7 protein-coding genes are annotated in these 12,115 nt (G+C 35.1%); 4 read left to right on the top strand and 3 right to left on the bottom strand.

The genetic code is table 11. The features are described from left to right. Positions 1–202: 202 nt before the first annotated feature. Both Q0857_RS04650 and Q0857_RS04645 read left to right on the top strand, forming a co-directional pair. Positions 203–3,514 carry a DUF2723 domain-containing protein gene (locus tag Q0857_RS04650; protein ID WP_298532676.1) on the top strand — a complete coding sequence of 1,104 codons (3,312 nt, stop codon included), beginning with the start codon at positions 203–205 and terminating at the stop codon, positions 3,512–3,514. A gap of 16 nt (positions 3,515–3,530) precedes the next feature. Further along, on the top strand, positions 3,531–4,184 hold the full coding sequence (locus Q0857_RS04645) for a polysaccharide deacetylase family protein (RefSeq protein ID WP_298532674.1): 654 nt from the start codon (positions 3,531–3,533) through the stop codon (positions 4,182–4,184). A 120-nt stretch (positions 4,185–4,304) separates the two neighbouring features. Here Q0857_RS04645 and Q0857_RS04640 read toward each other — a convergent pair whose 3' ends face one another. Further along, positions 4,305–4,601, bottom strand: coding sequence for a co-chaperone YbbN (locus tag Q0857_RS04640; RefSeq protein WP_298532672.1), 297 nt, complete (start codon positions 4,599–4,601; stop codon positions 4,305–4,307). A 146-nt stretch (positions 4,602–4,747) separates the two neighbouring features. Beyond that, the gene (locus Q0857_RS04635) at positions 4,748–5,983 is read right to left on the bottom strand and encodes a metallophosphoesterase (RefSeq protein ID WP_298532671.1); all 1,236 of its coding nucleotides are present in this window, start codon (positions 5,981–5,983) and stop codon (positions 4,748–4,750) included. Between the two features lie 171 nt (positions 5,984–6,154). Between Q0857_RS04635 and polA the strand changes: the two genes are divergently transcribed. Further along, the gene (polA, locus tag Q0857_RS04630) at positions 6,155–9,001 is read left to right on the top strand and encodes a DNA polymerase I (protein ID WP_298532669.1); all 2,847 of its coding nucleotides are present in this window, start codon (positions 6,155–6,157) and stop codon (positions 8,999–9,001) included. A gap of 2 nt (positions 9,002–9,003) precedes the next feature. Here polA and Q0857_RS04625 read toward each other — a convergent pair whose 3' ends face one another. Next, positions 9,004–10,950, bottom strand: a complete 1,947-nt coding sequence (locus tag Q0857_RS04625) for a YgiQ family radical SAM protein (RefSeq protein WP_298532667.1) — start codon at positions 10,948–10,950, stop codon at positions 9,004–9,006. A 148-nt stretch (positions 10,951–11,098) separates the two neighbouring features. Between Q0857_RS04625 and Q0857_RS04620 the strand changes: the two genes are divergently transcribed. Next, positions 11,099–12,055, top strand: a complete 957-nt coding sequence (locus Q0857_RS04620) for an L-threonylcarbamoyladenylate synthase (protein WP_298532665.1) — start codon at positions 11,099–11,101, stop codon at positions 12,053–12,055. Positions 12,056–12,115: the final 60 nt, after the last annotated feature.

Here is a 12,115-nt window from a genome sequence, read left to right as displayed (position 1 = left end):
CTTTGCGCAAACCTTTTTTAGAAATAATTACCAATTCGTAACGTTTTATTTAAAGTCTCTGTATCATACTTTCAACCCAATTTGCCTAAACGGTTTAACCAAAAATGACCAAGCATGCTTTTATGTTAAGACAAACTAAATAGTTACACCTTGTTACATATTTATTATTAAATTCGCCTCAGCAAAACTAATAAAGATATACATGGCACATTTTGACTATAAAAAATGGAATACCATTTTAGGTTGGTTCTCCTTTTTAATAGCGCTTACAACCTACAGTTTAACCGTTGAACCTACAGTAAGCTTTTGGGATGCTGGTGAATATATATTAACCTCAGCCAAATTGCAGGTAGGACACCCTCCTGGAGCACCTTTATTTCAAATGATGGGAGCATTCTTTTCTATGTTTGCTTTCGAACCTTCGCAAGTTGGCTTTATGATGAACATGATGAGTGCGGTTGCGAGTGCATTCACTATTTTATTTATGTTCTGGACCATTACTATACTACTTAATAAACTTGTGGTAAAAGATGAAATACTTTCTAAAAGTAAGGCTATGGCTATTTTAGGAAGTGGTTTAGTAGGAAGTTTAACATTTACCTTTACAGATTCATTTTGGTTTAATGCAGTTGAAACTGAAGTATACGCAATGGCTACTTTAATTATGTCTGCCTTATTCTGGCTAGGTCTACGCTGGGAACAAGATATGGATAACCCAAGAGGTAACCGGTGGCTTATTTTAATTGCCTTTATTATTGGGCTTTCTTTTGGAGTTCACTTTATGGGATTACTAACTATTCCAGCTATTGGACTGCTCTACTACTTTAAAAACTATAAAAAAATTACTATTAAAAACTTTATTATCGCCAATGCTTTATCTGTAGGGGTTTTATTATTTGTTTTTAAGCTTTTAGCTCCTAATCTTCTAAAGATTTTTAGTGTATTTGAGATATTTTTTGTGAATACTATAGGACTTCCGTTTAACTCGGGATCTGTTATTGCTGGAATTGCATTAGTTGCTCTAATATTTTATGCTTTAAAATATACACGACAAAAAAACTATGTGCATTTAAACACCGGTATTCTTTGTGTTACTTTTATTATTATAGGGTTTTCAACATGGCTCATGCTCCCTATTCGTGCCAATGCAAATGTTGTTATAAATGAAAACAATCCTTCGAGTGCACGAGAACTTTTAGCTTACTACAATTTAGAGCAGTACCCGGAAACACATTTGTTTTTTGGCCCTCAATTTACAGATCAGTATGCTTATTTAGACGACAACAACCCTTATATTGATGATAAACCGAAATATGAAAAAGATGAAGAAAAAGGAGAATATGTAGTTGTAAATGATTTTAAAAACGCGAAACAAAATTACAATTCAAAACACGCCTCTTTACTGCCACGTATGTGGAGCACAGAACATGCTGAAAATTATATGATGTTCTCTGGTTTCTTAGACTTTAAGCTAAAGCCAGATTATCAAATGGAAAATGAATTGCGAACTGCAGTTTCTAATTTCAAAAATGAAGTAGCTAGAGGCGGCATTGATTACGAAGATTATAACAACTTTTTAAAAAAATTTAAAGACTACATTGAAATTGAAAAACCATCACTAGCAAGTAATATAATGTACATGTTCGAATATCAATTGGGCTATATGTACTGGCGTTATTTTATGTGGAATTTTTCTGGCAGGCAAGATGATATTCAAGGACGGTATGACAATCATGGAAATTGGATTACAGGTATAAAACCGATTGACGAATGGCACCTTGGACTCTCTCAAGACAATTTACCTAGCGATGTGGTAAACAATAAAGCAAGAAATACATACTATCTACTACCATTAATTCTGGGACTTATTGGCTTTTTCTTTCTTTTCAATAAAGACAAAAACAGATTTTGGGTTATGCTCGTTTTTTTCTTATTCACAGGAATTGCTATTCAAGTGTATACTAACGTGCGACCTTTTGAACCAAGAGAACGCGATTACTCCGTAGTCGGTTCATTTTACGTATTTGCTTTATGGATTGGATTTGGTGTTTACGCTATTTACGATACCCTTAAAAAATACCTCCCAGAAAAATTAGCTGCTCCAATTATTACTGTGGCTTGCTTATTATTAGTACCAACAATCATGGCTGCCAATAATTGGGATGACCATGACAGATCTGATAAATATACTGCCCGAGCTATGGCTAAAATGTACTTAGACTCTTGTGCTAAAAACGCCATTTTGTTTACAATTGGTGATAATGACACCTTTGCGCTTTGGTACGCTCAAGAGATTGAAGGCTATAGAACAGATGTACGCGTAGTAAACACAAGCTTGTTTCAAACCGATTGGTATATTGACCAAATGAAACGTAAAGCTTATGAGAGTGATCCTATACCTTCTCAATTAACACACGATTTATATAAATACGGCACCAACGACTACATTATTATCCAACCCGTAATACCTGACACAATTAGTGTTAAGAAGTTCCTTAATTTTGTTGCAAGTGATAAGCCTAGAACAAAGTACAAATACGTATTACAAAAGCAAGGTGTAGATATGACAAAAGTTAGAAGTCAAGATGCCAACGCTACCTATATGCCTACACGAAATTTGCGACTACCAGTTAACAAGGAAAACGCTTTAAATTCTGGTATAGTGAAACCTGAGGATGCTGATAAAATTGTACCTTTTATTGATATTGAGGTTACTGGAGGCGCCTTGTATAAGAATAGACTTTTAATGCTAGATATTGTTGCCAATAATGAATGGAAACGACCTATCTATTTTACCGGAGGAAGTTTTGGGGATGACGACTATATTTGGATGAAAGACTACCTTCAATTAGATGGTATGTGTTATAAACTTGTTCCTATTAAAACTCCTGTTGATAGAGCAAACCCTTTTGATATGGGACGTGTTGATAGCGATTTAATGTATGATAAAGTTAAGAGTTGGGATTGGGGTAATAGTGGAAGTCCAGATATCTATCATGATGTTGAAACGCGCAAAAACTCAATTACTTATAGAGGTAACCTAGCGCGCTTATCAGAACAATTAATAAATGAAGATAAACTAGATAAGGCTGAGGAAATAGCTGATGTTGCCATGCTTAACATGCCTGTTGAATATTTTGGATACTATACGCTTTTAGAACCATATATTACGACCTATTATGAAGTTGGAAATAAGGAAAAAGCTCAGCGTTTATTTAAAGACGTTGCTAATAAATATCAAGAAAACTTAACTTATTATAGCAATTTAAAAATTGACGACCAAGAACGCCTGTTCGAAGATATTTATACGGACATACAACGATACAAAGGCTTAATAGATGTTTTGGTTAGATATGATATTGAGTTTGCTGAAACCGAAGGTGATATATTCAACAACCACTTAAGATCTTTTAAACATTTCTATGGTGACGAACCCGAAGAAACTCGTGTACAACCCGATTTAGATATCCCAACGGATGCGGGATTACAATTAGAAAGTGATTCTTCAAATTAAAAATTAGGATTAAGGCATGACCTTAACACCAATAAAAACACCTATTGTTGCAAAAAAAATGTTCCCAAATTATATTTGGGACATTGCAACAAAAGAGAAAGTTATTTATTTAACTTTTGATGATGGGCCAACTCCTAAAATTACAAATTGGACTTTAGACGTTTTAAAAGAATACAACGCTAAAGCGACCTTTTTTTGTATAGGAGATAATATTGAAAAACACCCCGATATTTTCCAGAACACCTTAGCTGCTGGTCATGCTATTGGTAATCACACACAAAACCATATAAAAGGTTGGAAAACCAAAGCTAAAGATTATTTAAACAATATTGCTGAAGGCAAAGCCACTATTGATAATCAAACACAAAACTTAGAAAGCACTAAATTATTCAGACCGCCATATGGCCAAATAACACCTAAACAAGGCAAGCATCTTATAGCCTTAGGCTATAAGATTGTTATGTGGGATGTGTTGTCTTTTGATTGGGAAGCATCTATTAATAAAGAAACCTGCCTAAATAATGTTTTAACAAAAGCATCTAAGGGCAGTATTATTGTGTTTCATGATAGCGTAAAAGCTTCAAAAAACCTGCAATACGCACTACCAAAAGTATTGAAACATTTTAGCCGTAAAGGATACCGTTTTAAATCGTTAAATTCTTCTATTTAATAAAGTAAGACTTTTGCTATAAAGAACAAGGTGTTTATTAAAGGGCCTTAAAAAACACCACTACAGCAAGGTCGACCAATTCTGAAAATAAATTCTGGGTAAAGAAAATATCAAAAAAATTTAAATGTAATCCTGAATAATACCAATAAGCGTGTTGGCATCTTGCTCACCACTTTGGCGCCATTTCATCTCACCTCCCTTATAAATAATTAAAGTTGGAAGTGTTTTTACTCGTAAAGCTTCGGCCAATTCTTGATTTTTTTCAACATCAATTTTTATCACTTTAGCCTTGTCTCCTAGAGCAGCTGCAACATCTCTTAAAACCAAATGCATCTGCTCCGATTGATCATTCCATTCTGTATAGAAATCTAACAATACTGGAATTTCAACATCTATAAGTTCCCCAAATTTTGACATACTTTATTGTTTATTAATCAAGTACACTTATACAAACCTACACTTTTTTTTGATATAATAATTTAAGCCCAGGCTATATCTGTACTTAGGCAATGTACCTCTATAAAAATAAGCATTTTCTTCATAACTGCAAGGTATAATGCTAATTATGAATTTACTATACCTTTCTTCAGTTCTATAACCGTAATTTCTGGCCATATCCCTACACGCCCAGGAAATGCCAAATAGCCAAACCCCCTATTTACATTTATGTACTGCCCCATCTCTTTATAAATACCTGCCCAATACTTATAACGCCATTTTACAGGGCTCCATTTAAACCACCCTGGAATCTCAATACCAAATTGCATCCCATGTGTATGCCCGCTTAGCGTTAAGTGGTAATGGTAATCATCTTGAATAACTTCTTTTTCCCAATGAGACGGATCATGACTCATCAATATTTTAAAATCATTTGCTTCAATATTCTGAGCTGCTTTTTTTAAGTCACCTGCTTTTTTAAATCCTCCAGCGCCCCAATTTTCAACACCAACTAGTGCTATACGTTCGCCGTTTTTTTCTATAAATTTACTCTCATTCAATAACAAATTAAACCCGATTTCTTTTTGTAGGCTTTTCAAATCCTCCAAGTTTTGATGCTTAGCATCTTCAGATTCCCAATTCACATAATCGCCATAATCATGATTACCGAGCACAGAATACAAACCATCTTTGGCTTTTAATTTATTAAACACCTCTTTATACGGCACTAACTCTTCTACTTTATTGTTTACAATATCTCCTGTGAATAAAATCACATCACTTTGTTGTTCGTTTATTAAATCTACAGCATATTTTACCTTATCCATATTATCAAAACTCCCAGAATGAATATCGCTAATCTGGGTCAACTTATAGCTATCAAAAGCTTCGGGCAAATCTTCAAAACTCAAAGTATATTTTAAAACTTTGTAATTGTACTTCCCTTTATAAATGCCATAAATAATTGATGCTAACGGGATAGCAGCAATACCTAAAGCTATCTTACTAATAAACTGTCTTCTAGACGCAAAATAGTTACCTTTAGCTACACTACCTTCGGTAAAATATCTGTAAATAGCTTGCGGAACTCTAAACACGTCTTCAGCAAACATAACACCTAATAAAATCATCTTTGGGACCAGAAGCGCGATGAAAAACCCAAAAGCATAGGCATGACCATGAGAAAACCCATCACTTCTATCAAAACCGTAATAACTATAAATAAAATTACCGATAACCAAGAAGGTAATTAACCAGTATATAATTTGAAGCCAATTGTTTTTTGTTACAGTTTTGAATGCTTGAAACGCATAAAAATCCATAACTAGAAAAACCCCAATAAAAATTACCCAACGTAACATATTTCTTTTTTTAACCAAATATAATGGTATTCTATTCCAATAACTGATTACTAATTTTTATTTAACTAATTGTTAAGAATACGTCTGCTTGATTTTCAAAATCCAATTAAGCATTGATTCCTTTTTACGATTTAGTTTTTGTAGATTTGGTTTTCTATCAAAACACTTAAAATGTCAGATCAAAAACGCCTTTTTTTAGTTGATGCCTACGCCTTAATTTTTCGAGGATATTATGCTTTTATAAAAAACCCGCGAATTAATTCAAAAGGAGAAGACACTTCTGCCATAATGGGGTTTATGAACTCGTTATTAGACGTTATAAAACGTGAGCGCCCAGATCATTTAGCAGTGTGTTTTGATAAAGGAGGAAGTTCCGATCGTGTTGAAATGTACGAAGCATACAAAGCCAACAGAGATGAAACTCCTGAAGGCATAAAAACTGCTGTCCCATATATTTATGAGATTTTGAAAGCCATGCATATTCCTATTATGGTAAAGGAGGGTTATGAAGCTGATGATGTTATAGGGACCCTTTCTAAACAAGCTGAAAAAGCAGGTTATAAAACCTTTATGGTAACACCAGATAAGGATTTTGCACAATTGGTTTCCGAAAATATTTTTATGTACCGCCCTGTTTTTGGTGGTGGTTATGAAACTTGGGGCATTCCTGAAGTTCAGAAAAAGTTTGAGGTTACTGACCCATTACAAGTAATTGATTACTTAGGTATGATGGGAGATGCTAGTGATAACATCCCCGGTTTACCAGGAGTTGGAGATAAAACAGCCAAAAAGTTTTTAGCACAATTTGGCAGTATGGAAGGTTTACTAGCCAATACTGATCAGCTTAAAGGTAAAATGAAAGAGAAAGTTGAGGCTAATGGTGAATTAGGATTGCTATCTAAAAAACTAGCAACTATTATGCTTGATGTTCCTGTGGAATTTAATGCTAAAGACTTTGAATTAGATCAACCTGATATTGAAAAAGTAAAAGAGATATTTCAAAATCTAGAGTTTAGACGTTTAACGGATAATTTTATAAAAACCTTTTCTGTTGAAACGCCCAAAACAAATAAAACCACTAAAACTTCAGAAGAAACGGAATCAAAACCAACGCCTAAAGAAACTAAATCTGCTGGTGCTGGTCAATTTTCATTATTTGGAGCAGATCCTTCTAATGAAGCTGAAGTTGTTTCTGAACACAGAAGAAAAACTGCCGAAACCACATCTCATTTTTACCAAAGTATAGCACCTGGTATGGCAACTAAGTTGTTTATTAAAAATTTGATGAATCAATCTTCTGTTTGTTTTGATACTGAAACTACTGGACTAAACCCACTAACAGCAGAACTGGTTGGTATTGCTTTTTCTTGGGAAGTTGGCAAAGGGTTTTACATGCCTTTTCCAGAGAATAAAAATGAAACTCAGGAACTAATCGAGCAATTGCGTCCATTTTTTGAAAGCGAAGCTATCGAGAAAGTTGGTCAAAATTTAAAATACGATATTAAAGTTTTAGCAAAATATAATGTAGATGTAAGAGGCAAATTGTTTGATACCATGCTAGCACATTATCTGATTAATCCAGATATGCGCCATAATATGGATGTTTTGGCAGAGACTTATTTAAATTATACGCCTATTTCTATAACAGAATTGATTGGTAAAAAAGGAAAGAATCAATTATCAATGCGAGAGGTTCCTTTAGAAAAACAGACAGAATATGCTGTTGAAGATGCCGATATTACATTGCAGTTAAAAGAACATTTTCAAAAGGAATTAGGAGAAGCTAATACCCAAAAACTGTTTAATGACATTGAAGTTCCGTTACTACGTGTTTTAGCGGCCATGGAATTAGAAGGCATTAATTTAGATAAAGATTTTTTAAATAATTTATCAGAGGAATTAAACACAGATATTGTAAACCTTGAAAAACGTATTTATGATGCAGCTGGCGAAGAATTCAATATTGCATCACCAAAACAATTAGGTGTTATTTTGTTTGAAAAATTAAAATTGGTTGATAAACCTAAAAAAACCAAAACAGGACAATATAAAACTGGAGAAGATATTCTAAGCTACTTAGCCAAAGATCATGAAATTGTTCAGAATATTTTAGACTTTAGAGGTTTATCAAAATTAAAAAGTACTTATGTTGATGCACTTCCAACTCAGGTTGAAGAAGCAACAGGACGAGTTCATACGGACTATATGCAAACCGTGGCTGCCACAGGGCGTTTAAGTAGCAACAATCCTAATTTACAGAACATCCCAATTAGAACGGAACGTGGACGACAAGTTAGAAAAGCGTTTATTCCACGTGATGAAAGCTACACCTTATTAGCTGCCGATTATTCACAAATAGAACTCCGCATTATTGCCGCATTAAGTGAAGAAGAAACGATGATTTCAGCATTTAAAAATGGGGAAGACATTCATGCATCTACCGCTTCAAAAGTATTTGATGTCTCTATCGAAGATGTAACACGAGAACAGCGTAGTAATGCAAAAACCGTAAACTTTGGTATTGTCTATGGTGTTTCTGCTTTTGGATTAAGCAACCAAACGGATTTATCTAGAGGAGAAGCCAAAGAATTAATTGACACTTATTACGCTACATACCCTAAATTACGAGCTTACATGAGTGAACAAGTAGATTTTGCTCGTGATAATGGCTACGTGCAAACTGTTTTAGGCCGTCGCCGTTATTTAAAAGATATTAATTCTAGAAATGCAGTGGTTCGCGGTGCCGCAGAACGCAATGCTGTAAACGCACCTATACAGGGAAGTGCTGCAGACATTATTAAAATAGCCATGATTAATATTTACAACAAGCTTCAAGAAGGTCATTATAAAACCAAAATGCTTTTACAAGTGCATGATGAATTGGTTTTTGATGTGCATAAATCTGAAATTGAGTCTATAAAAACTTTGGTGAAAACAGAAATGGAAAATGCTTATAAATTAGAAGTGCCTTTAGATGTTGATTTTGACATGGGTGATAATTGGCTAGAAGCACATTAAACCTACCTCTTCTTCTTACTCCTAAACTTAGCCTTCTTTTTGCGTTGATTAAAAGGCACCGCATCATCAAAAGTATGTTTTGGTTTCCCAGGTTTATTTTTACGCCATTTCTCTTCTTTCTTAGGAAGCAATACCTCTAACAAATCTTGACGCCCAAGTTTATTCAAAGTATTTTTTATCCATGCCTTATTTTCATCCTTATACCAAAAGAAAAAACGGTGTTGTTCATCTTTCTCTTTACGCGTTTTAGGTGTATTCACTTTTTTAAGTGTGTATGGATGGTAGCCACTATAATATATTACGGTTGCCACCGTCATAGGCGTTGGTGTAAAACCTTGCACTTGCTCTAACTGAAAGCCCATATCTTTAGTTTCAGCAGCAAGATTAGCCATATCTTCGGCTTCACAAGCTGGATGATTCGAAATAAAATAAGGAATCAACTGTAACTTTAGTCCCTTCTTAATATTGATTTTATCAAAACGCTCTTTAAACTTATGGAAGTAACTAAAAGAGGGTTTACGCATCAATTTCAAAACAGGATCACTAGTATGTTCTGGAGCAACTTTTAAACGCCCCGAAACGTGCTTAGTCATCACTTCTTCAGTGTAATCATCTAGCTCCTTCGGGTCTGCATTCTTATTAAATTCTGGCACCAACATATCATGCCTGATACCGCTACCAATAAATGATTTCTTAATTTTAGGATGACTATCAACAGCCTGATATAATTCAGTTAATGGTTTATGAGATGTATCAAGATTACTACAAATTACAGGTGAAATACAAGAAGGTGCAACACATTTATCACATATAGACTGTACTTTGCCTTTCATTTTGTACATATTAGCACTAGGCCCACCGATATCAGACAAATATCCTTTAAAATCTGGCATATTTGCAACTGTATCAACTTCGCGTAATACAGATTCTTGGCTACGGGATGCGATAAACTTTCCTTGATGTGCCGAAATGGTACAAAAACTACAACCACCAAAACACCCTCGGTGGATGTTAATCGAAAACTTAATCATTTCATAAGCTGGAATAGGTCCACGCTTATTATACTTCGGGTGTGGGAAACGCGTATATGGTAATTCAAAAGAGGCGTCAATTTCATCCTCAGTCATTGTTGGAAAAGGCGGGTTAATCATCAAAGTCTTATCCCCTACTTTTTGGAAAATTCTTCGTGCTGCTAATTTATTACTTTCCTGTTCTATGGTTTTAAAATTAGATGCATATGCTTTTTTATCCTTTAAACATCGTTCATGCGACACAATTTCAACATCCTCCCAATTACTATTCTTAGGTACTTTAGCATCAGCATCTAACAGTATAGCGGTCTGTTTAATGGTTGTAATGCTACTAAAGGGTACCCCTTTCTGCAACAAACGCACAACCTCGCGCAAAGGTTGCTCGCCCATTCCATACACTAGCATATCTGCCTTAGAGCTCTCTAAAATACTCGGCATGAGTTTATCACTCCAGTAATCGTAATGCGTTACACGACGCAAAGATGCCTCAATACCTCCTATTAAAACGGGCACATCAGGCCACTTATCTTTTAAAATTTTCGAATAAACTGTGGTTGCATAATCTGGTCTAAATCCTATATCTCCATTTGGCGTATAGGCATCCTTATCACGGCGCTTTTTGTTTGCATTGTAATTGCTAATCATGGGGTCCATACAACCACCTGTAACTCCAAAGAATAATTTTGGAGCACCTAGTTTTACAAAATCTTGAAGATTATCATTTACATTAGGTTGCGGCACAAGAGCAACTCGCAAGCCATAACTTTCTAAAATACGACCAATAACGGCAGGCCCAAACGATGGGTGGTCTACATAAGCATCACCGCTAAACAAAATCACGTCTAGTTCATCCCAACCACGTATTTTCACTTCTTTGTTAGTAGTTGGTAACCAATCTGATAATTTTAACTCCTGCATAGCGCTGCAAAAATAGGGAAAATTAGCCGCTTCCTCATTATAGACCCATATTTGGGTTAGGCTTTACAAGCCTCATATGGTTTTAGGTCTATCAATAATTAGTAAAATTTCATCATTTTTAACTAGTTTTGCTACTTGATTTTCAACAATGAGTATTATTTCAAAAAACATCCAGAATGCTGCAACACTTTTAAAGGCAGATAAACTGGTAGCAATTCCAACCGAAACCGTCTACGGTCTTGCAGGAAACATTTATAGTGAAACTGCTATTAAACGTATTTTTGAAACCAAAAAACGACCTCTTTTCAACCCTCTTATTGTTCATATCCCATCCATAGAAAGCTTAGAAGACATTGTAAGTTATGTCCCTGAAAAAGCAAGTCTACTGGCCGAAGCATTTTGGCCAGGATCCATGACCTTAGTCCTAAAAAAACATGCCAATATTCCAGATTTAATCACCGCCGGAAAAGATACCGTTGCTGTTCGTGTACCAAACCACCCGCTAACATTAGAACTTTTACAAACATTACCTTTTCCTCTAGCAGCGCCAAGCGCTAACCCCTTTGGAAGCATTAGTCCAACCAAACCAGAACATGTAGAACGCTATTTTAAGGATGCTATTGGTCAAGTTCTCGATGGTGGGCCTTGTGCTAACGGCATAGAGTCAACTATAATTGGATTTGAAAACAACGAACCTGTCATCTACCGTTTAGGTGCACTTGCCCTTGAAGATATTGAAGCTGTAGTTGGTAAAGTAAGTATAAAAAACAAAAAAGAAGTAAGTCCAGATGCTCCAGGTATGTTAGAACGTCATTACGCTCCATCGACTCGAACATTCCTGACTGACAATGTTTCTGAAGAGGTCAAAAAACACCTTGGCAAACATATTGGTGTTCTTGTTTTTAAATCAGAGGTTAACAGCAATGCTGTTGCGACTCAAATCATTTTATCTCAAGAGGGTGATATGGCCGAAGCTGCTTCGAAACTCTATGACGCCATGCACGATTTAGATCATCAAAACTTAGATGTTATTATAGCTGAACGTTTTCCTGATTACGGTTTAGGCAAATCTATTAATGACAGGCTGCAACGTGCTACGTTCTGAAAAAAGTTCAGTAACTTTTCATACAATCAACTTGTTAAACAAAATACACCTCAACGCTTA

The sequence above is a fragment of the uncultured Algibacter sp. genome, assembly GCF_947495925.1.
Taxonomy (GTDB): domain Bacteria; phylum Bacteroidota; class Bacteroidia; order Flavobacteriales; family Flavobacteriaceae; genus Algibacter_E.
Note: the sequence above shows the minus strand (reverse complement) of the source record. Positions and strands in the feature narration are given on the sequence as shown.

Coding starts and splice junctions, on each gene's coding strand:
- Q0857_RS04650 (WP_298532676.1), top strand. CDS start 203: ATGGCACATTTTGACTATAAAAAATGGAATACCATTTTAGGTTGGTTC.
- Q0857_RS04645 (WP_298532674.1), top strand. CDS start 3,531: ATGACCTTAACACCAATAAAAACACCTATTGTTGCAAAAAAAATGTTC.
- Q0857_RS04640 (WP_298532672.1), bottom strand. CDS start 4,601: ATGTCAAAATTTGGGGAACTTATAGATGTTGAAATTCCAGTATTGTTA.
- Q0857_RS04635 (WP_298532671.1), bottom strand. CDS start 5,983: ATGTTACGTTGGGTAATTTTTATTGGGGTTTTTCTAGTTATGGATTTT.
- polA (WP_298532669.1), top strand. CDS start 6,155: ATGTCAGATCAAAAACGCCTTTTTTTAGTTGATGCCTACGCCTTAATT.
- Q0857_RS04625 (WP_298532667.1), bottom strand. CDS start 10,950: ATGCAGGAGTTAAAATTATCAGATTGGTTACCAACTACTAACAAAGAA.
- Q0857_RS04620 (WP_298532665.1), top strand. CDS start 11,099: ATGAGTATTATTTCAAAAAACATCCAGAATGCTGCAACACTTTTAAAG.